Origin of the sequence: Streptomyces sp. MUM 203J, assembly GCF_022414595.1 — a bacterium.
Lineage (GTDB): Bacteria > Actinomycetota > Actinomycetes > Streptomycetales > Streptomycetaceae > Streptomyces.
The window spans coordinates 14,069-34,446 of the sequence record NZ_JADWYO010000063.1 but is presented as its reverse complement, the minus strand read 5'-3'; the positions used below and the strand labels follow the sequence as shown (position 1 = coordinate 34,446).

Here is a 20,378-nt window from a genome sequence, read left to right as displayed (position 1 = left end):
GGTCAGGCGGGGCACCCGCCAGGCCACGGTCACCCCGCGGCCCATGGCGCATCCGTCGCCGCGGCGGCCGGGGTGGCCGTGCCCCGGCCGCGGGGCACCGAGCGCGGGCCCGGCCAGCGGGTGACCGGCGGGGACATCGCCGCGCTGCGCTCCGTGGGCGAGCTGTTCCGGACTCTCGACCACGCGTACGGCGGCGGACACGCCCGCCAGGCCCTTGTCCGGTACCTGGAGCACGAGGCCGAGCCCATGCTGCGCGGCACCTACGGGGAGACCACCGGGCGCCGCCTCTTCGCCGCCGCCGCGGATCTGACCCGGCTCGCGGGGTGGACCTCGTACGACATCGCCGCGCACGGCCTGGCCCAGCGGTACTTCGTGCAGGCCCTGAGGCTGTCCCAGGCGGCCGGCGACCGGGCGTACGGCTCGTACGTCCTGCTCACCATGAGCCGCCAGGCCGTCTACCTCGGGCACGGGCGCGAGGCCGTACAACTCGCCCGGGTGGCACAGCAGGGCATCGGCCCCTCGGCCCCGCCCGCCGTACAGGCCCTGCTCCACGCGGTGGAGGCGCGCGGTCACGCGGTGCTCGCGGAGGTCCGGGCCTGCACCACCTCCCTCGTACGCGCCGAGCGGTCCCTCGACGCGGCCCGCCCCGCCGACGAGGTGCCGCACTGGGCGCGGGCCTTCGACGAGGCCCAGCTTGCCGACGAGTTCGCGCACTGCCACCGGGACCTCCAGCAGTACCGGGCCGCCGTGCAGCACTCCGAGCGGGCCCTGCGGCTGTACGCGCCCGGGTTCGCCCGCAGCCGCACGTTCTGCCGTGTCGTCCTGGCCGTCTCCCGCCTCGGTCTCGGCGAACTGGACCAGGCGTGCGCGCTCGGCGCGGAGGCCGCGCAGCAGGCGTCCGAGATGCGCTCGGCCCGTGCGGCCGAGTACGTACGGGACTTCGAGCGCAGGCTGGAGCCGTACCGCGAGGCCGCGGCGGTCCGGACCTACCGGGACAAGGTGTCCGTGCTCGGCTGACGCGGCGCCACGCGTGCGGGAAGGTCCCGGGCACACCCCCTGTGCCGTGCCCGGGACCCCCGCCCCCCCGGCGCCGGCCGGCCCCCTCCTCCGGCGGCGCGCTCGATGTGGTCCTGTGCGGTACGGAGACGGGGTCAGGCCGCCGCCTCCAGGCGGGTCGTCGGATGCGCGGGCGGGAGCCCGAGGTCCCGGAGGATCGCCTGCGCCGCGCGGTGACCCGAATGCAGCGCCCCCTGCGGGCTGCTCATGTCCCGGTGGTCCCCGCACACGTACAGCCCCGCGAGCAGCCGCACCGGGCGGCGCGGGTCGTGCGGGGGCGGCATGGCCGGGACCGCCTCCGGGTCGTGCCGTACCGCCAGCAGCTCCCAGTCGCCGGTGTCCGACCCGTACAGCGCGGCCAGGTGCCGCCGTACGCGCCGGTCCAGATCGTCCGGCGGGGCGCCCAGCACGGTGGACGTGACCAGGGTGCGGCCCCGGGGCGCGCGTGCCGGGTCGACCTCGCTCATCACCGCCGAGTGCGCCACCGGGCCCGCACGGTCCGCGTCCAGCACCAGCGAGGCGCCCGCGGGCGGCGGGGCGGGCGCGGTGTGGTGCAGCACCGTCACCGGATGGAACCCCGGCACCCTCAGCCCGGGCAGCAGCTCGGCCGCCGCCCGCGCCCCCGTCGCCACGATCAGCGAGCGGCAGGTGAACTCCCCGTGCTCCGCGGTCAGCACACGGCTGATCGACGCGTCCTTGACCCGCACTCCGGTCCGTACCGTGCCGTCGGGCAGCGCCGCCGCCATCCGCTGGGGGAGGGTCACCGCGCCGCCCGCCGGGACGCACAGCCGGCCCCGGGCGAAGCCCCGCAGCGCCAGGTCGGCGCAGCGGCTGGACGTGGTGAGGTCCGGGTCGCTCAGAAGGGCGCACAGGAGTGGGCGCAGGAAGGTTCCGACCGTGCGCGGCGGCAGTCCGCGAGCCAACAGGGCCTCCAGCGCCGGGCGTTCGCGCCGGGCCAGGAGCCGTTCGGTCGGCGTGCCCGCGAGCCGCGCCAGGGAGGCGCCGAGCCGGGCCTGGTCCAGTGGGCGCGGCGCCCCGGCCAGGGCCCGCGCGCGGGTCAGCGCCGACCGGGCTCCGCGGACCTCGCCGGTGCGGTGCAGCCTGCCGCCGCTGTGCACCAGCACCCCCGGAAGGAAGCGCCGCAGGGCGCCTGGGTCGACGCCCGGGGCCCGCTGGAGCTCGGGCGACGAGGTGGTGAGCAGCTGCGTGATCCGGTCGAGCCGGAAGCCGTCGACATGGTCGGTGGCCATGCGCCCGCCGACCTGTGGGGCGGCCTCCAGGACCCGGACGGCGAGGCCGGCATTGGTGAGGTGATGGGCGGCGGACAGCCCCGCGAGCCCGGCTCCGACGATGACGACGTCCGCGTGCTGGTCTGCGGCTGCGGCTGCGGTACTGAGCACGTGACCCTCCCCGGGTGACGGTTCGGTGCGTGGGTGGCTCATGCCCTGGACAGGCCCACGGAATGCGGGAGTTCGGGACCTGAGAGTCCCGAGCGGCACCAGAGCGTAGGGGGCTGCGACGGCGGCGGGCAGTCGCGCGTGCGGGGGGTCACCGAAGCACGGAGGTCGCACACGCGTGCAGCCGTACCGCGGGGGTGGCGGGCGGAGGCGGGGGCCCCGGCGGCCGCGGTGCCCCGCCCGCTGCCGCCGGGTCCGCTGGGGGTACGGCTCCGGGGGGTGCGGTTCGACTACGGTGCCGGGCGGCCGGTGCTGGACGGGCTGGATCTGGCCGTGCGAGCGGGCGAGACGCTGGCGCTCGTGGGGGCGTCGGGCGCGGGCAAGTCCACGTGCGCCCATCTGCTGGCCCGGTTCTGGGACCCGGCGGAGGGAGCGGTGGAGCTGGTGGGGGCCGACGGGTCGGTGGTCGATCTGAGGGAGGTCTCCGACGCCGAACTGCGGAGCTGTGTCTGCGTGGTCGGGCAGGACGCGCCGCTGTTCCACGGCACGCTCGCGGAGAACCTGCGGCTGGCCGCACCCGGAGCGACCGACCGGGAGCTGGACGCGGTGGCCCGGGTGTGCGGGGTGGACCGGATCGCCGCGGGGCTTCCCGAGGGGTACGCCACGGTGGTGGGGGAGCGGGGGGCGACCCTGTCGGGCGGGCAGCGGGCCCGGGTCGCGCTGGCGCGGGCGCTGCTGGTGGAGCCGCAGGTGCTGGTCCTCGACGAGACGACCGCGCATCTGGACGCGGCGGGGGACGCGGAGCTGGCCGCCGCCCTGGCGACGGCCTCCCGTGGTCGCACCACACTGGTGATCGCCCACCGGGCTGCGACGGTCCGGCGGGCCGACCGGGTGGCGGTGCTGGAGGCCGGGCGGGTGGCGGAGGAGGGAACGTGGGCGGAACTGGTCACGGGGCGGGGGGCGTTCAGCCGGGTGCTGGCCCGGTGACGTGCGGGCCGGGTGCCTTCGGCCCCTCGGGCGGTGAGCCCGCCCACGCCTCCAGCGCGTTCCGGCACGCGTGGTCCACGTGCCGCAGGCCCGACACGTCCAGTTCCACCGGCCGGTCCCGGGGGAGGGCCTCCAGCGCCTCCAGCAGCCGCGGGAGGCGCAGGAACGTCGCGTTGCCGGAGACGGCGACCACCAGGCAGTCCCCCTCGCGCCCGTGCCGTACCTCCACCTGCACATGGGAGGTGTCCCACGCGGTCTTCACCACCGCCACCAGCAGCCCCAGCAGCACGCCCTCGAACAGGTTCGTGGCCACGACCGCCCCCGCCGTCACCGCGAGGACCACCGCCTCGCCCCGGTGCTCCCGCCACAGCGGGCCCAGCTCCCGCACCGGCACCAGCTTGCAGCCCGCGTGCACCAGCACTCCTGCCAGCGCGGCCGGCGGCACCGCGCCGATCACCGCCGGGAGCAGCGCGGCGAACAGCAGCAGCCACAGCCCGTGCAGCACCCGGGAGAGCGAGGTACGGGCACCTGCCTGGACATTGGCGGCGCTCCGTACGACGACGGCGGTCATGGGCAGGGCGCCCAGCGCGCCGCACACGGCGTTGCCGGTGCCCTGGGCGATCAGTTCCTTGTCGTAGTCGGTGCGCGGCCCGTGGTGCAGCCGGTCCACGGCGGCCGCGCTGAAGAGGGTCTCCGCCGAGGCGATGAGCGCGAACGCGAGCACCGTGCCGAGTGCGGCGGGCGCCAGCAGCCCGGCGAACTGCTCCGTGCCCGGCGGGCGTACGACGCCGGCCAGCCCCCGTACCTCCAACCGGGCCACCGGCAACTCAGCCAGCCAGACCACCGCCGTGGCGAGGGTGACAGCCGCGAGCGCGGCCGGCACGGCCCGGACGGGCCGCCACGGCAGCCGGGGCCACAGCACGAGAACGGAGATCGTTCCGGCGCCGACGGCGAGGGCGGCGGAGGAGACCCCGCCGGTCAGCAGGCCGCCGGTGAGACCGGTCAGGCCCGCGATCTTCGCCGGGCCGCCCGCCGGAGCCGTGGCGTCAGCCATCGTGTACAGCTGGCTCAGGATGATGACCAGCCCGATTCCCGCGAGCATCCCCTGCACCACGGCGACCGAGACCGCGCGGAACCAGCGGCCCAGCCTCAGCAGGCCCATCGCCACCTGGAGCAGTCCGGCGGTCAGCACGAACGCGCCCAGCATGGCGGGCCCGTGTGTCCGCACCGCCTCGTACACGAGCACCGTCAGCCCCGCGGCCGGGCCGCTGACCTGGAAGGAACTGCCGGGCATCGCCCCGACGAGGAGTCCGCCGACGATGCCCGTGACCAGTCCCAGCTCGGCGGGCACGCCCGAGGCGACGGCGACGCCCACGCAGAGCGGGACGGCGACGAGGAAGACCACGAACGAGGCGAGCAGATCGTGCCGCAGCACGGCCGGATCCCTGTGCGCGGGGAGATCCTTCAGGGCAGAGAGCACGGTTTCCCCCGCGGTGCGATGGATGCGGCATGACCGCGACTGCGGTGCGGCCATCGCACTTTAGGAAGGCATGACCCTCCGCCGGGAGGGCGTGATCCTTTCAGTGGAGGCTTTCCGCAGGGGATCTCACGCCCCCGGCGCATGCCTCCGGGGCGCCTCGGAGCACCTCAGGACATCCGCAGCGCCAGGAAGAAGTCCAGCTTGTCCTCCAGCCGCGACAGGTCCCGGCCCGTCAGCTGTTCGATGCGCCCCACCCGGTACCGCAGGGTGTTCACATGCAGGTGCAGCCGGGAGGCGCACCGCGTCCACGAGCCGTCGCAGTCCAGGAACGCCTCCAGGGTCGGGATCAGCTCGGCGCGGTGCCGCCGGTCGTAGTCCCGCAGCGGGTCCAGGAGGCGGGCCGTGAAGGCACGCCGTACGTCGTCCGGGACGAACGGCAGCAGCAGCACGTGTGAGGCCAGCTCGTGGTGACCCGCCGCGCACACCCGCCCGGGCCGTGCCGCCGCCACCCGGCGGGCGTGCCGCGCCTCCTCCAGGGCGCCGCGCAGACCCTCCGCCGAGTGCACCGCCGCGCTCACGCCCAGGGTGAGCCGCCCGTCGCCGTCGAGGCCCGCCGACAGCGGGGCCCGCACGGAGGCCAGCAGCCGGTCCGCGTGCAGCCCGAGCCCGCCCTCACCGGCCGCGTCGTCCTGCCCGTCGTCGCTGTCACCTGCGGCCTCGCCTTCTCCGCCCGGTGCGGCCTCCGGCAGCGCGGGCAGCGGTACGAGGGCGATCGCCTCGTCCCCGGTGTGCGCGACCGCGATCCGGTCGGCCGAGTCGGCGCCCGTCGTCGCCGGGTCGACCAGCACCTCCTCCAGCAGCGCCTGCGCCACCGGGCCCGGCTCCACCGCCAGACCGTCCTCGCCCCACTCGACGCGGGCCACCACGACCTGCCAGTGCGGGGAGGTGCCGAGGCCGGGCAGCAGCACCGGCGCGGCCACCCGCAGCCGGGCCGCGATCTCCGCCGGGGCCGCCCCCGTCTGCACCAGTTCCAGGACCTCCTGTGCCAGCCGCCGCCGTACCGTGCGGGCCGCGTCCCGGCGGTCCCGCTCCACAGCGATCAGCTGCGTGACCCCCTGGACCAGGTCCAGCCGCGCCGCGGGCCAGTCACCCGCGTCCGCCTCGACCGCCAGCAGCCAGTCCGACAGCACCGTCTCCCGTACGTCCCGCACCTCCCGCACGGCGGGTGCGGTACCCCGCCCGGTGTTACGGATCGGGAAGAGCGAGTACGTCGTACCGCCGACGACGGACCGGTGCGGGCCCCGCCGCCCGGTCCTGGTCGCGGCCAGGTGCTCTCCGGCCAGGGCCGCGCCCGCCTCCGCCGGAAGCGTGGTGCCCGCGCCCGCGATCTGCCGCCCCGTCGGGGACAGCACCCAGGCACGCAGGTCCAGGTCGGAGCCCAGGAGGTCGAGCACCGCCTCGGGGCCGCCGCCGGCCGGGCCGGAGGTCATCAGCCTCCTGTGCCGATCGACGACAGCCGCCAGGTCCCCGGCGCGCTCCCCGGACACCTGTCGTACGACATGCTCCGTGATCGTTGCGAATGCGACGGATTCGTTCACTGCGAACAGCGGGAGGCGATGGCGCAAACACGCCTCGACCAGATCGTCCGGGACCGGCCCCAGCTCCGCCTCGCCCGCCGCGAGGCCCGCCACCCCGGCGGACGCCAGGATCCGGACGAAGGGCTCCGAGTCCGCCGGGCCGCGCCGCCAGGCCAGGCCCGTGAGCACCAGTTCGCCGCCGGACAGATACCGGCTGGGGTCCCTGAGGTCCGTCGTCATCACGCCGCGGACCGTGCGGTCCAGCTCGCCCTCGCCGCCGAGGAGCCGCAGGCCCAGCGCGTCGGTCTCCAGCAGTGCGCGCAGCCGCATGTCGTCGCCGCCGATCCTTCTCGTGGGTGTCTCGATGTGTCTCGTTGTGGCCGGTGGCCTGTGGCCAGCGTTTCCGGGGGGAAACAGAGAGGTTACCGACCCTCGTCTTTCGTTCGAATCTACAAGATGCCCTGCTCCGCCAGCCAACTCCTTCATGGTTTCGGTGACTGCCTCGGGTGGTGCACGGGTGGGTGTACTGAGTCCACAACGCGTAAACACGAGATGAACACCACGTCCAGGGCCGGCCGTCCCCGTCCCCCGGCGAGAACAGCCCCGATCGCATCGATCACGTCGTCCCCGCTTCACCCGACCACCGCCCCAGAGCCCGGGGCGGCGTTCCCGGGGTACCCGGAACGGCGGATCACGTCATCACAAGAAGAGAGCCACTCATGGACTTCCTTCGCCCCGCAAGCTGGGAGGAGGCGCTGGCCGCCAAGGCCGAGCACCCCACGGCTGTGCCCATCGCGGGTGGCACCGATGTCATGGTCGAGATCAACTTCGACCACCGGCGGCCCGAGTACCTCCTGGACCTGAACCGCATCGAGCTGCTCCGTGACTGGGAGGTGGGCGAGGAGAACGTCCGGCTGGGCGCCTCCGTCCCGTACACCCGGATCATGGAGCAGTTGCGGGCCGAACTCCCCGGCCTCGCGCTCGCCTCCCACACCGTCGCCTCGCCGCAGATCCGCAACCGCGGCGGCGTCGGCGGCAACCTCGGCACCGCCTCCCCGGCGGGCGACGCCCACCCGGCCCTGCTGGCCGCGGGCGCCGAGGTGGAGGCCGAGTCGGTGCGCGGCAGCCGCCTCATCCCCATCGACGAGTTCTACACCGGCGTCAAGCGCAACGCCCTGCAGCCCGACGAGCTGATCAAGGCCGTCCACATCAAGAAGGCGGACGGCCCGCAGCAGTACTCCAAGGTCGGCACCCGCAACGCGATGGTCATCGCGGTCTGCGCCTTCGGCATCGCTCTCCACCCGGAGACCCGCACGGTCCGCACCGGCATCGGTTCGGCCGCGCCCACCCCCATCCGGGCCAGGGAGGCCGAGGACTTCCTGAACGCCGCGCTGGAAGAGGGCGGCTTCTGGGACAACGGCAAGATCATCACCCCCTCGGTCGCGAAGCAGTTCGCGGACCTCGCCTCCGCCGCCTGCAACCCCATCGACGACGTCCGCGGCACCGCGAAGTACCGCCGCCACGCCGTCGGCATCATGGCCCGCCGCACGCTCGGCTGGACCTGGGAGCAGTACCGCGGCAGCGGCCGCACGCTGGAAGGAGCTGCATAACCATGCGCGTCAATTTCACGGTCAACGGACGCCCCCAGCAGGCCGACGACGTCTGGGAGGGCGAGTCCCTCCTCTACGTCCTGCGTGAGCGGCTGGGCCTGCCCGGTTCCAAGAACGCCTGCGAGCAGGGCGAGTGCGGCTCCTGCACAGTCCGCCTGGACGGCGTCCCCGTCTGCTCCTGCCTGGTCGCGGCAGGACAGGCCGAGGGCCGCGAGGTCGTCACCGTCGAGGGTCTCGCCGACTACGCCAGGCAGCGCACCGAGGGCGGTTCCTGCGCCACGGGGGCGTGCGGGACCTCGCTCCAGGACGCCCGGCAGTGGTCCGCCAAGGGCACCGACTCCCAGACCGGCGAGGGCACCGAGCTGTCGCCCGTCCAGCAGGCCTTCATCGACGCCGGCGCGGTCCAGTGCGGCTTCTGCACCCCCGGCCTGCTCGTCGCGGCCGACGAGATGCTGGAGCGCAACCCGTCCCCGACCGACGAGGACATCCGCGAGGCGCTCTCGGGCAACCTCTGCCGCTGCACCGGTTACGAGAAGATCCTGGACGCCGTCCGCCTCGCCGCGGCCCGCCAGGAACGTCAGGGAGAGGCGGTCTGACCGAGATGACGAACATCGCGCACGGCACCCGCGCCGCCACGGCCCCCGCCGGCACCCCCACCGACGTGACCCAGAGCGCCCAGGGCGCCGAGGGCGGCATCGGCGAGTCCACCCTCCGCCCCGACGGCACCCTCAAGGTCACCGGCGAGTTCGCGTACTCGTCCGACATGTGGCACGAGGACATGCTGTGGGGCCAGATCCTCCGCTCCCCGGTGGCCCACGCCGAGATCGTCTCGATCGACGTCTCGGAGGCCCTCGCCCAGTCCGGCGTCTACGCGGTCCTCACCTACGACGACCTGCCGACCGACGTGAAGAACTACGGCCTGGAGATCCAGGACACCCCCGTCCTGGCCCACGGCCGGGTACGCCACCACGGCGAGCCCGTCGCCCTGGTCGCGGCCGACCACCCGGAGACCGCCCGCCGCGCAGCCGCCAGGATCAAGGTCGAGTACCGCGAGCTGCCGGTCGTCACCGACGAGGCCTCCGCGCTCGCGGCGGACGCCCCGCTGCTGCACGAGGGCCGCGACGACCACCACGCCGGGCACGTCCCGCACCCGAACGTCGTGCACCGCCAGCCCATCGTCCGCGGTGACGTGGAGGAGGCCCGCAGGCGCGCCGACGTGATCGTCGAGGGCGAGTACACCTTCGGTATGCAGGACCAGGCATTCCTCGGCCCGGAGTCCGGCCTCGCCGTACCGTGCGAGGACGGCGGCGTCGACCTGTACGTCGCCACCCAGTGGCTGCACTCCGACCTCCGCCAGATCGCCCCCGTCCTCGGCCTGCCCGAGGAGAAGGTCCGCATGACGCTGTCCGGCGTCGGCGGCGCCTTCGGCGGCCGCGAGGACCTGTCCATGCAGATCCACGCCTGCCTGCTGGCGCTGCGCACCGGCAAGCCCGTCAAGATGGTCTACAACCGTTTCGAGTCCTTCTTCGGGCACGTCCACCGCCACCCGGCGAAGCTCCACTACGAGCACGGCGCCACCAAGGACGGCAAGCTCACCCACCTGAAGTGCCGCATCGTGCTGGACGGCGGCGCCTACGCCTCCGCCTCCCCGGCCGTCGTCGGCAACGCCTCCTCGCTGTCCGTCGGCCCGTACGTCGTCGACGACGTCGACATCGAGGCCATCGCCCTTTACACCAACAACCCGCCCTGCGGCGCCATGCGCGGCTTCGGCGCGGTCCAGGCGTGCTTCGCCTACGAGGCGCAGATGGACAAGCTCGCGGCGAAGCTCGGCATGGACCCGGTCGAGTTCCGTCAGCGCAACGCCATGGAACAGGGCACGATCATGCCGACCGGACAGCCGGTCGACTCCCCGGCCCCGGTCGCGGAACTGCTGCGCCGCATCAAGGCCCGCCCGCTGCCGCCCGAGCGCCAGTGGGAGTCCACCGAGGGCGCCGACGTGCGCGCCCTGCCCGGCGGCCTGTCCAACACCACCCACGGCGAGGGCGTCGTGCGGGGCGTCGGCTACGCGGTCGGCATCAAGAACGTCGGCTTCTCCGAGGGCTTCGACGACTACTCCACCGCCAAGGTGCGCATGGAGGTCATCAACGGCGAGCCCGTCGCCACCGTGCACACCGCGATGGCGGAGGTCGGCCAGGGCGGTGTCACCGTCCACGCCCAGATCGCCCGCACGGAGCTGGGCGTCACCCAGGTGACCATCCACCCCGCCGACACCCAGGTCGGCTCCGCGGGCTCCACCTCCGCCTCCCGCCAGACCTATGTCACCGGCGGCGCCGTCAAGAACTCCTGCGAGCTGGTCCGCGAGAAGGTCCTGGAGATCGGCCGCCGCAGGTTCGGCACCTACCACCCGGCCTGGGCCACCGCGGAACTGCTCCTGGAGGGCGGCAAGGTCGTCACCGACGGCGGCGAGGTCCTCGCGGACCTGGTGGACGTCCTGGAGAACGAGGCCGTGGAGATCGAGGCCGAGTGGCGGCACCGCCCCACCGAGGCCTTCGACCTGCGGACCGGCCAGGGCAACGGCCACGTCCAGTACTCCTTCGCCGCCCACCGCGCGGTCGTCGAGGTGGACACCGAGCTGGGCCTGGTCAAGGTCATCGAACTGGCCTGCGCCCAGGACGTCGGCAAGGCCCTCAACCCGCTGTCCGTCGTCGGCCAGATCCAGGGCGGCACCACCCAGGGCCTGGGCGTGGCGGTCATGGAGGAGATCGTCGTCGACCCGAAGACCGCGAAGGTCCGCAACCCGTCCTTCACGGACTACCTCATCCCCACGATCCTCGACACGCCGACCATCCCGGTCGACGTGCTGGAGCTCGCCGACGAGCACGCCCCCTACGGGCTGCGCGGCATCGGCGAGGCCCCGACCCTGTCGTCCACCCCGGCCGTCCTCGCGGCGATCCGGAACGCGACGGGCCTGGAGCTGAACCGGACGCCGGTCCGCCCGGAGCACCTCACCGGCACGGTGTAGCCGCCTGGGGGACCGGCGTCCCCCAGGCCCCCAGACCCTCCAGGCGGTGCGCGCCCCCCGGAACGTCACAAGTCCACGGCACGCACCGTCTGGAGTCCCCCACACAGTTCGTCTCGGGCCGTCCCCCGGGTCGTGCGCCAAGCAGCATCCCAAATCCCGCACACCAGACCCGGAACCGGAGTCCCCGCGGGTGCCCCTTTGAACCTTGGGAGTAGGCACCATGACCCAGTCGTCAGTAGAGCCGAGATCCGTCGCGGAAGACGCCGGCAACGGCTCGCACGTCCCCGCCGGACGGTCCTGGCTCGACCGGTACTTTCACATCACCCACAGAGGATCCACGCTCTCCCGCGAGGTGCGTGGCGGCATCACCACCTTCATGGCGATGGCGTACATCCTCCTGCTCAACCCGCTGCTCCTCGGGGGAGAGGACGTGCTGGGCGACAAGCTGAGCCAGCCCGCCCTCATCACCGCCACCGCCCTGGCAGCCGCGGTCACCACGCTGGCGATGGGCATCATCGGCAAGGTCCCGCTCGCGCTGGCGGCGGGCCTCAGTGTCGCGGGCGTCCTGTCCACGCAGGTCGCCCCCAACATGACCTGGCCGCAGGCCATGGGCATGTGTGTGATCTACGGTGCGGTGATCTGCCTCCTGGTGGTCACCGGCGTCCGTGAAGTGATCATGAACGCGATCCCGTTGGCGCTGAAGCACGGCATCACCATCGGCATCGGCCTGTTCATCGCGATGATCGGCTTCGTCAACGCCGGATTCGTCGGCAAGGGCGAGGGCGGCGGCCCCGTCACCCTCGGTGTCGGCGGGTCGCTCACCGGCTGGCCGGTCGTCCTGTTCGTCGTGACCCTGCTGGTCATCTTCATGCTCCAGGCCCGCAAGGTGCCCGGCGCCATCCTGCTCGGGATCATCGCGGGCACGGTCATCTCCGTGATCGCCACCGCCACGGGCTGGATCAAGGAGGACGCGTGGGGCGGGACCGCCCCGGTCCTGCACGGCAGCCCCATCTCCATGCCGGACTTCTCGCTGTTCGGCGCCGTCGAGTTCGGCGGCTGGGAACAGGTCGGCTACGCCTCGGTCAGCATGATCGTCTTCACCCTGGTGCTGGCCGGGTTCTTCGACGCGATGGCCACCATCATCGCCGTCGGCCAGGAGGCCAAGCTGGCGGACGCCACCGGCCGGATGCCGGGCCTCAACAAGGCGCTGTTCATCGACGGCGCGGGCGGCATGATCGGCGGCGCCAGCAGCGCCTCCGGCCAGACCGTCTTCATCGAGTCCGCCACCGGTGTGGGCGAGGGAGCCCGTACGGGCCTGTCGGCCACGGTCACCGGCCTGTTCTTCGCCGCCTGCCTGTTCTTCACGCCGCTCACCCAGCTGGTGCCCGGACAGGTCGCCTCCGCAGCCCTCGTGGTGATCGGCGCGATGATGCTGCAGAACGCCCGGCACGTCGACTGGGGCGACTGGTCGGTCGCCGTACCGGTCTTCCTGACGGTCGTGCTGATGCCGTTCACGTACACGATCACCACAGGTGTCGGCGCCGGTGTCATCGCCTTCTGCGCCATCAAGGCGGCACAGGGCAAGTGGCGGGAGCCGAGCATCCTCATGTGGGTCCTGTCGGCGGTGTTCGTCTTCTACTTCGCCACCGGAACCGGCCACTGACGCCACCACCCGCGTAACCCCCTCCATCCATCCGTCCGACCCGAAGCCCCGAGGAGGCCGACATGCTGGACATCGCTCACGAGCTGGACCGGTGGGCCGAGCAGGGGCGGGACTTCGCCGTGGCCACCGTCGTCGCGGTCAGCGGCAGCGCACCACGGGAGCCGGGCGCCGCGCTCGCCGTCGACGGCGACGGCACGGCGATCGGCTCGATCTCCGGGGGATGTGTGGAGGGGGCCGTGTACGAGCTGTGCCGACAGGCGATCGAGGACGGGCGGACCGTCGTCGAACGCTTCGGCTACAGCGACGAGGACGCCTTCGCCGTCGGCCTGACCTGCGGCGGCATCATCGACGTCCTCATCACCCCGGTGCGCGGCGGGGTCTGCCCCGCCGCGCTCCGGGCCGCCGCCGGAGGGGAGGCGGCGGCCCTCGCCCGGATCGCCGAGGGCCCGGCCGAGCTGCTCGGCACCGCGCTCCTCGTACGGCCCGACGGGTCGTACGAGGGCGGACTCGGCGGCCACCCCGAGCTGGACCGCACGGCGGCGGCCGAAGCCCGCGCGATGCTGGACGCCGGACGCACCGGCACCGTCGTCATCGGTGCGGACGGCTCGCGCTGCGGACAGCCCGTCACCCTGCTGGTCGAGGCCAGTGTCCCGCCGCCCCGCATGATCGTTTTCGGGGCCATCGACTTCGCCTCCGCGCTCGTCCGGGTCGGCAAGTTCCTCGGCTACCACGTGACGGTCTGCGACGCCCGGCCCGTCTTCGCCACCGCCACCCGTTTCCCGGACGCCGACGAGATCGTCGTCGGCTGGCCCCACGAGTACCTCGACGCCACACAGGTGGACGCCCGGACCGTCCTGTGCGTCCTCACCCACGACGCCAAGTTCGACGTCCCGCTCCTCCGGCGCGCCCTGCGCCTCCCCGTCGCCTACGTCGGCGCGATGGGCTCCCGCCGTACCCACCTGGACCGCGAGCGGAGACTGCGCGAGGTGGGCGTCACCGAGCCGGAACTCGCCCGCCTCCACTCGCCCATCGGCCTGGACCTGGGTGCCCGGACACCCGAGGAGACGGCCCTGTCGATCGCCGCCGAGATCGTCGCCGACCGCCGGGGCGGCAGCGGCAGCTCCCTCACCGGCGCCCACACCCCCATCCACCACGAGGGCCCCGGCACCCGCCAGAACGCGTAGGAGACCCCCGGGCCCCGGAGGCGGTCCCGAACGGGATCCCGTGGGCGACGGGAACTCGCCAGATCCTCACAACCCGGCTCCGGGACGGTGCGCCGCGGCGCCGTAGCCGGGATGATGGTGTGTCCAGCACGTCCGCAATCCAGCGTTTTCGCTTGGCAAGTCCGGCAGTTCCGTCAGTAGGCCCTCTCTGGGCGTGATCGGAAAGGCGGGTTCCGTTGCGCAGTGTCGGAGTGGAGGAGGAACTCCTCCTGGTGGATCCGCGGACGGGGGAGCCACAGGCGCTCTCCGGAGCGGTCCTGGCCATCGCGGCCGAGCAGAACCAGGGCCGGGCACACGCCTTCACCAAGGAGTTGCAGGGCCACCAGCTGGAGTTCGGGACGCACCCCCGGACCACCATGGCCGAACTGGCCGCCGAGATAGAGCGCTGCCGTGCCGAGGCCGCCCGCCACGCGGCCGAGGCGGGCGCCGCCGTCGCGGCCCTGGCGACCTCGCCGTTACCGGTGCGCCCCGCGCTCAACGACGACCGGCGCTACCGGTGGATCCAGGAACACTTCGGGCTCACCGCCCTCGAACAGCTCACCTGCGGCTGCCACGTCCATGTGTCGGTCACCTCCGACGAGGAGGGCGTCGCCGTCCTCGACCGGATCCGGCCCTGGCTGTCGGTGCTGCTCGGGCTGAGCGCCAATTCACCCTTCTGGCAAGGCCACGACAGCGGGTACGCCAGCTACCGCAGCCGCGTCTGGGGCCGCTGGCCCTCGACCGGTCCGGTGGAGCTGTTCGGCTCCGCGGACCACTATCACCGGCAGGTGCGGGACCTCGTCTCGACCGGGGTCCTCCAGGACGAGGGGATGATCTACTTCGACGCACGGCTGTCCAGCCGCTACCCGACCGTGGAGATCCGTGCCGCCGACGTCTGCCTGGACGCCTCCACGACCGTCCTGGTCGCCACCCTGGTGCGGGCCCTCGTCGACACCGCCGCCCGCGAGTGGCGGGCCGGCCGCCCCCCGGCCGGGCACGGCATCGGACTGCTGCGGGCCGCGTCCTGGCGGGCCGGGCGGTCGGGGCTGGACGGCGACCTGATCCACCCGCTCACCATGCGGCCGGCCCCGGCCGAACGGGTCGTGCAGGCCCTGCTCCACCACGTGGAGGAGGCCCTGGAGGACAACGGCGACCTGCCGCAGGCCCGCAAGGCCCTCGACGACCTGATGAGCCGCGGCACCGGGGCCCACGTCCAGCGGCGGCTGCTGCGCCGCCACGGAAGCCTCGGCGGCGTCGTACGGGAATGCGTACGGCGTACACAGGAGAGGGTGCGCTGACCGGAGGCGCACGTCCGGGCCCGTGCGGGCGGCGCACCCCGCCCGTACGGGCCCCGGCCGGAGCCCGGCGGAGTGCCCGGGACCGGTAGTGCCGCCACCGGCCGCGGTACGTGCCCGGGAGCGCGGGCCGGCCGGCTCCGTCGATGACGTTGATCGATGAGCAGCGTTTCCCGGGCGGTTCGGGAGGCGCCCCGCGTCGGAGGCCGACGGCTTCGGGCAGCGGTCCGGTGCGGACCGACAGGACGCCGTGTGCCGCTCGTCCGGGGCTCGGGACGAAGCACCGGCCACGGGTGCAGGCGGGTGCCTCCCTTTCCGGTCGGCATCGGGATCCGGGCCCGGTGAGTGCCTCCCGAAGCCGCCGACGACTGCTGTCGTGCGACGTCGCAAAGACCAGTCGGCCGGTCTTCGTGGTCGCGACCGGTCCGCGGGAAGCCACTCCGGCCACGACACCCCCTCTGCCGGTCCCGTGCCGGGACACGGCCCGACGGGGCGTTCCGCGCGAGCGCCCCGGGCCGGTTCGAGCGGTGCGGCCTCCCCCGTCCGGCGGGTCGGCCACGCGTTCCGGCCGGGGACGGCGGGACGCCGGTCCGGGTGCGTGCGGAGCGCGGCGCGGGGCCGGGGAGGCGCTGCGGTGGCGCCACCCCGGCCCGCGCCCGTGACCTCCGGCGGGGGCGTTCCGCGTGCCGGAATGTGTGACCTGGGACAGGCTGGATACGCGAGCAGGCGTAGCAGCCGGGGCGGACCGAGCAGCAGACCGGGAGCCAGCCATGGGAACCGAAGAGACGATGGGCGACGAGGTCTACCAGCCCGATCCCTCCACCGACCGCGAGGTCAGGGAGGACCATGGCCTCCTCGACAACGAGGACACCCTCATGGACCGGCCCGCCGACCCGTACGACGAGGGCTACTCGCCGCCCGAGCGGCCCTGGGGCGTCGACCACCACGGCACCACCGCCCGTGAGCAGCGGGAACGCGAGCCCCTTGACCAGCGACTCGGGGAGGAGGTGCCGGACCCCGCGCTGATCCCCGAGGACGGGGAGAACGTCCCCGACGGCATCGGGGACCTCCCCGGCGGCATGGGCGAGCCGTACGACCAGGAGGTCGGCAACCGGCGCGCCGGGCGGATCGTGGCCCTCGACGAGGGCGCCCACCCGAACACCGACTCCGACGTCGTCGCCCGGGACGTCGGCGTCAACGGCGGCGCCGCCTCCGCCGAGGAGGCCGCCATGCACGTGATCCTGGCGGACGGAGAGGAATGAGCGAGCAGCCCGTGCGGCGGGGCCCTTACGCCTCCCCGGTCACCGTCACCGTCAACGGCACCCGGCACACCCTCACCGTCGATCACCGAGCGACCCTCCTCGACGTGCTGAGGGAGCGGCTGGACCTCACCGGCAGCAAGAAGGGCTGCGACCACGGCCAGTGCGGCGCCTGCACGGTCCTCCTCGACGGCAGACGGGTGAACAGCTGCCTGCTGCCGGCCGTCGCCCAGGACGGGCGGAGCGTCACCACCGTCGAGGGCCTGTCCCACGACGGGAACCCGCACCCCCTCCAGCAGGCATTCCTGGACCGCGACGCCCTCCAGTGCGGCTACTGCACCCCCGGCCAGCTCTGCTCCGCCGTCGGCGTCCTCGCGGAGGCGGCGGCCGGACACCCGTCGTACGCGACCCGCCCCGACGCCCCGCCCGCGCAGGGGGCCGTGCCGCTCACCCCGGAGGAGATCCGCGAGCGGATGAGCGGCAACCTGTGCCGCTGCGGCGCCTACCCGCACATCGTCCAGGCCGTCGAGGACGTGGTCCGGTGAAGCCCTTCGCGTACGTCCGTGCGCACAGCGTCGACGAGGCCACCGCCGCCCACGCCGGGCGTCCCGGCGCCCGCTACCTTGCGGGCGGCACCAACCTCGTCGACCTGATGAAGCTCGGTGTCGAGACGCCGGACACCCTCGTGGACATCGGGGGGCTCCCCCTGGGGGACGTCCAGGAGCTGCCCGACGGCGGGCTGCGCGTCGGCGCCACCGTCCGCTCCAGCGACCTGGCCGCCCACCCCCTGGTCCGGGCCCGCTACGCCGCCGTGTCCCGGGCCCTCCTCGCCGGGGCCTCCGGGCAGCTCCGCAACGTCGCCACCACCGGCGGCAACCTCCTCCAGCGCACCCGGTGCCCGTACTTCCAGGACGTGACCAAGCCCTGCAACAAGCGGGACCCGGGCAGCGGCTGCGGCGCCGTCGACGGGGTCCACCGCGACCATGCCGTGCTCGGCCACTCCCTGCACTGCATCGCCACCCACCCCTCGGACCTCGCCGTCGCGCTCGCCGCCTGCGACGCCACCGTGGAACTGCGCGGGCCGGACGCGGAGCGGACTGTTCCGCTGGCCGAATTCCACCGCCTGCCCGGGGACCGGCCGGAACGGGACACCGTCATCGAGCCGGGCGAACTGATCACCGCCGTGCTGCTGCCCGCCGCCACCGGCGGTCTGCCCTCCGCCTACCGCAAGGCCCGCGACCGCGCCTCGTACGCCTTCGCCCTGGCCTCCGTCGCCGCGGTCCTCGACCTCGACGCGGCCGGGACCGTGCGGCATGTGGCGATCGCGTTCGGCGGTCTCGCCCACCGGCCCTGGCGCGCCCGCCGCGCCGAAGCCGCACTGCTCGGCGCGGAGCCCACGGCGGACGCGGTCCGGCGGGCCCTCACCGAGGAGCTGGACGCGGCGGAGCCGCTGCGGGACAACGCGTACAAGATCGGCCTCGCCAGGTCTCTGGGTACTGCGGTGGTCACCGGCCTGGCGGAGCCCGGGGGCGGCCCGGAAGGCCCGGCCGGCACCCCGCCACCCGGCGGCTCCGAAGACCGCACGGACCCCTGACGGCACGCCCCCCGACGCCGGCGCCTCAGAGCCCCTGACCAGCGAACAGGACCATGCCCATGACCGCCCAGCCCCCGCACCGGTCCGTCCTCGGCGCCCCCGCCGAGCGCCTGGAAGGCCGGGACAAGGTCACCGGCGCCGCCCGCTACGCGGCCGAGCACACCCCTCCCGGCTGCGCCTACGCGTGGCCCGTTCCCGCCGGGATCACCTGCGGGCGGCTCACCGCCGTCGACACCGCCGAGGCGCTCGCCCTGCCCGGGGTCGTCACCGTCCTCACCCCGTTCGACGCGCCCCGCTTCGCCGCCCCGCCCGACGACCCGGAACTCGACGTCCTCCAGTACGACAGCGTCCCGCACCGCGGCTGGTACGCGGCCCTCGCCGTCGCGGACACCCTGGAGCAGGCCCGCGCCGCGGCCGCCGCCGTCCGGGTGACCTGCGCCGAGCACGGCGACGAGCCCGAACCGCACGACGTCGTCCTCGCTGAGGACCACCCCGAGACGTACACCCCGCTCGAAGTGAACGGGGGCTACCCCGCCCACCGTGAGCGCGGCGACGCCGAGGACGCCTTCGCCGCCGCCCCCGTGCGCGTCGACGCCGCCTACTCGGTGCCGCCCCTGCACAACCACCCCATGGAGCCGCACGCCGCCACCGCCCACTTCGCCGGCGGGCGCCTCACCGTCTACGACTCCTGCCAGGGCACCAACGTCGTGCGGTCCGTGCTGGCGGCGCTGTTCGGCCTCCCCGAGGACCGGGTCACCGTCGTCGCGGAACACGTCGGCGGCGGATTCGGCGGCAAGGGCACCGCCCGCCCGCACGTCGTCCTCGCCGCCATGGCGGCCATCCACACCGGCCGCCCGGTCAAACTCGCCCTGCCCCGCCGCCACCTGCCGTCCGTCACCGGCCACCGCGCCCCCACCCTGCACCGGCTGCGCCTCGGCGCCGAGCGCGACGGCACGCTCCTCTCCGTGAGCCACGAAGTGCTCACCCACACCTCCCGCATCACCGAGTTCGTCGAGCAGGCGGCGGTCCCCGCCCGCGTCATGTACGGCTCGCCGCACAGCCTCACGACCCACCGCGTCGTTCCTCTCGACGTGCCCAGCCCCTCCTGGATGCGCGCCCCCGGCGAGACCCCCGGCATGTACGCCCTGGAGTCCGCCATGGACGAACTGGCTGAGGCCCTCGGCATGGACCCGATCGAACTCCGGGTCCGCAACGAACCCGCCACCGACCCCGACAGCGGCCGCCCCTTCAGCAGCCGCCACCTCGTCGACTGCCTGCGCGAGGGCGCCCGCCGCTTCGGCTGGCACCGGCGCGACCCCCGCCCCGCCTCCCACCGCGAGGGCCCCCTCCTCGTCGGCACCGGCGTCGCCGCCGCCACCTACCCCGCTTACGCCGGCCCGTCCACCGCCTCCGTCACGGCCCACCCTGACGGCACCTTCACCGTCCGCACCAACGCCACCGACATCGGCACGGGCGCCCGCACCGTCCTCGCCCAGATCGCCGCGCAGGCGCTGGGCGTCGGCCTGGACGCCGTACGCATCGAGATCGGCAGCACCCGGCTGCCCCGCGCCCCGCTCGCCGGAGGCTCCGCCGGCACCGCCTCCTGGGGCTGGGCCGTCCACAAGGCCGCGAACGAACTCGCCGCCCTGGCAGCCGGACACGAGGGCCCGTTCCCCGAGGAGGGGCTCACCGTCACGGCCGACACCGGCGAGGAGGCCCGCCGCAGACCCCCTTACGCGCGGCACGCGTTCGGCGCCCAGTTCGCGGAGGTCCAGGTCGACACGGTGACCGGTGAGGTCCGGGCGCGGCGGATGCTCGGGGTGTTCGCCGCCGGGCGGATCCTCAATCCGCGCACCGCCCGTTCCCAGCTCGTCGGAGGCATGATCATGGGCCTCGGTATGGCGCTCACCGAGCACTCCACCATGGACGCCGCGCACGCCGACTTCACCGAGAGCGACCTCGCCGCCTACCACGTGCCCGTCCACGCCGACGTCCCGGACATCGAGGCACACTGGATCGACGAGGACGACAGCCTCCTCAACCCCATGGGCAGCAAGGGCATCGGTGAGATCGGCACCGTCGGCGCCGCCGCCGCGCTCGGCAACGCCGTCCGCCACGCGACCGGCATCCGCTTCCGCGAACTGCCCCTCACTCCCGACCGGATCCTCCCGGCCTGGGAGGAGAGCGCGCTCGGCTGAGCGGCCCCCCGCACAGGGGGCACCCGGCGAACATGCAC

General features: G+C 74.1%; 15 protein-coding genes. 12 read left to right on the top strand and 3 right to left on the bottom strand.

All coding sequences use genetic code 11. The annotated features are described in order from the left end of the window. Positions 1–1,017: regulator (locus I3F58_RS24535; protein WP_240110861.1), on the top strand; the 1,017-nt coding region annotated here is incomplete at its 5' end. Positions 1,018–1,151: 134 nt separating this feature from the next. On the opposite strand, the gene I3F58_RS24530 is transcribed toward I3F58_RS24535, so the two are convergent. Then, on the bottom strand, positions 1,152–2,456 hold the full coding sequence (locus I3F58_RS24530; protein ID WP_240110860.1) for an NAD(P)/FAD-dependent oxidoreductase: 1,305 nt from the start codon (positions 2,454–2,456) through the stop codon (positions 1,152–1,154). 276 nt (positions 2,457–2,732) lie between these two features. Between I3F58_RS24530 and I3F58_RS24525 the strand changes: the two genes are divergently transcribed. Further along, complete coding sequence (locus tag I3F58_RS24525) at positions 2,733–3,440, top strand: ATP-binding cassette domain-containing protein (RefSeq protein WP_374208032.1); 708 nt, start codon at positions 2,733–2,735, stop codon at positions 3,438–3,440. Here the strand turns inward: I3F58_RS24525 and I3F58_RS24520 are convergent. Both I3F58_RS24520 and I3F58_RS24515 read right to left on the bottom strand, forming a co-directional pair. Then, positions 3,418–4,974, bottom strand: a complete 1,557-nt coding sequence (locus I3F58_RS24520) for a SulP family inorganic anion transporter (protein ID WP_240110859.1) — start codon at positions 4,972–4,974, stop codon at positions 3,418–3,420. The two genes, I3F58_RS24525 and I3F58_RS24520, sit on opposite strands and share 23 nt — an antisense overlap. A gap of 113 nt (positions 4,975–5,087) precedes the next feature. Then, complete coding sequence (locus I3F58_RS24515) at positions 5,088–6,827, bottom strand: PucR family transcriptional regulator ligand-binding domain-containing protein (RefSeq protein ID WP_240110858.1); 1,740 nt, start codon at positions 6,825–6,827, stop codon at positions 5,088–5,090. Positions 6,828–7,216: 389 nt separating this feature from the next. On the opposite strand from I3F58_RS24515, the gene I3F58_RS24510 reads away from it, so the two are divergent. The 10 genes from I3F58_RS24510 to I3F58_RS24465 all read left to right on the top strand — a co-directional run bounded on the left by I3F58_RS24510 (position 7,217) and on the right by I3F58_RS24465 (position 20,340). Continuing rightward, positions 7,217–8,107, top strand: coding sequence for a xanthine dehydrogenase family protein subunit M (locus I3F58_RS24510; RefSeq protein WP_240110857.1), 891 nt, complete (start codon positions 7,217–7,219; stop codon positions 8,105–8,107). 2 nt (positions 8,108–8,109) lie between these two features. Then, a complete protein-coding gene (locus I3F58_RS24505) occupies positions 8,110–8,703 on the top strand; it encodes a (2Fe-2S)-binding protein (RefSeq protein ID WP_240110856.1) in 594 nt (197 codons plus the stop codon). A gap of 5 nt (positions 8,704–8,708) precedes the next feature. Next, complete coding sequence (gene pucD, locus I3F58_RS24500) at positions 8,709–11,129, top strand: xanthine dehydrogenase subunit D (RefSeq protein WP_240110855.1); 2,421 nt, start codon at positions 8,709–8,711, stop codon at positions 11,127–11,129. A gap of 220 nt (positions 11,130–11,349) precedes the next feature. Continuing rightward, positions 11,350–12,792, top strand: a complete 1,443-nt coding sequence (locus I3F58_RS24495) for an NCS2 family permease (protein ID WP_240110854.1) — start codon at positions 11,350–11,352, stop codon at positions 12,790–12,792. Between the two features lie 62 nt (positions 12,793–12,854). After that, positions 12,855–13,976, top strand: a complete 1,122-nt coding sequence (locus tag I3F58_RS24490) for an XdhC family protein (protein ID WP_240110853.1) — start codon at positions 12,855–12,857, stop codon at positions 13,974–13,976. Positions 13,977–14,191: 215 nt separating this feature from the next. Continuing rightward, positions 14,192–15,292, top strand: coding sequence for a glutamate--cysteine ligase (locus I3F58_RS24485; RefSeq protein ID WP_240110852.1), 1,101 nt, complete (start codon positions 14,192–14,194; stop codon positions 15,290–15,292). A 767-nt stretch (positions 15,293–16,059) separates the two neighbouring features. Continuing rightward, positions 16,060–16,551, top strand: a complete 492-nt coding sequence (locus tag I3F58_RS24480) for a DUF5709 domain-containing protein (RefSeq protein ID WP_240110851.1) — start codon at positions 16,060–16,062, stop codon at positions 16,549–16,551. Further along, positions 16,548–17,093, top strand: a complete 546-nt coding sequence (locus I3F58_RS24475; RefSeq protein WP_240110850.1) for a (2Fe-2S)-binding protein — start codon at positions 16,548–16,550, stop codon at positions 17,091–17,093. Before I3F58_RS24480 ends, I3F58_RS24475 begins: the two co-directional genes overlap by 4 nt. Next, positions 17,090–18,142, top strand: a complete 1,053-nt coding sequence (locus I3F58_RS24470; protein WP_240110849.1) for a xanthine dehydrogenase family protein subunit M — start codon at positions 17,090–17,092, stop codon at positions 18,140–18,142. The genes I3F58_RS24475 and I3F58_RS24470 overlap by 4 nt, the downstream gene beginning before the upstream one ends. 59 nt (positions 18,143–18,201) lie before the next feature. After that, positions 18,202–20,340: a xanthine dehydrogenase family protein molybdopterin-binding subunit gene (locus I3F58_RS24465; RefSeq protein WP_240110848.1), complete on the top strand. Its 2,139-nt coding sequence runs from the start codon at positions 18,202–18,204 to the stop codon at positions 20,338–20,340. Positions 20,341–20,378 lie beyond the last annotated feature (38 nt).

Excerpts from the sequence above, each read along its gene's own strand:
- I3F58_RS24495 (WP_240110854.1), top strand. The coding sequence starts at position 11,350 with ATGACCCAGTCGTCAGTAGAGCCGAGATCCGTCGCGGAAGACGCCGGC.
- I3F58_RS24465 (WP_240110848.1), top strand. The coding sequence starts at position 18,202 with ATGACCGCCCAGCCCCCGCACCGGTCCGTCCTCGGCGCCCCCGCCGAG.
- I3F58_RS24520 (WP_240110859.1), bottom strand. The coding sequence starts at position 4,974 with ATGGCCGCACCGCAGTCGCGGTCATGCCGCATCCATCGCACCGCGGGG.
- I3F58_RS24515 (WP_240110858.1), bottom strand. The coding sequence starts at position 6,827 with ATGCGGCTGCGCGCACTGCTGGAGACCGACGCGCTGGGCCTGCGGCTC.
- I3F58_RS24480 (WP_240110851.1), top strand. The coding sequence starts at position 16,060 with ATGGGAACCGAAGAGACGATGGGCGACGAGGTCTACCAGCCCGATCCC.
- I3F58_RS24490 (WP_240110853.1), top strand. The coding sequence starts at position 12,855 with ATGCTGGACATCGCTCACGAGCTGGACCGGTGGGCCGAGCAGGGGCGG.
- pucD (WP_240110855.1), top strand. The coding sequence starts at position 8,709 with ATGACGAACATCGCGCACGGCACCCGCGCCGCCACGGCCCCCGCCGGC.
- I3F58_RS24505 (WP_240110856.1), top strand. The coding sequence starts at position 8,110 with ATGCGCGTCAATTTCACGGTCAACGGACGCCCCCAGCAGGCCGACGAC.
- I3F58_RS24475 (WP_240110850.1), top strand. The coding sequence starts at position 16,548 with ATGAGCGAGCAGCCCGTGCGGCGGGGCCCTTACGCCTCCCCGGTCACC.
- I3F58_RS24510 (WP_240110857.1), top strand. The coding sequence starts at position 7,217 with ATGGACTTCCTTCGCCCCGCAAGCTGGGAGGAGGCGCTGGCCGCCAAG.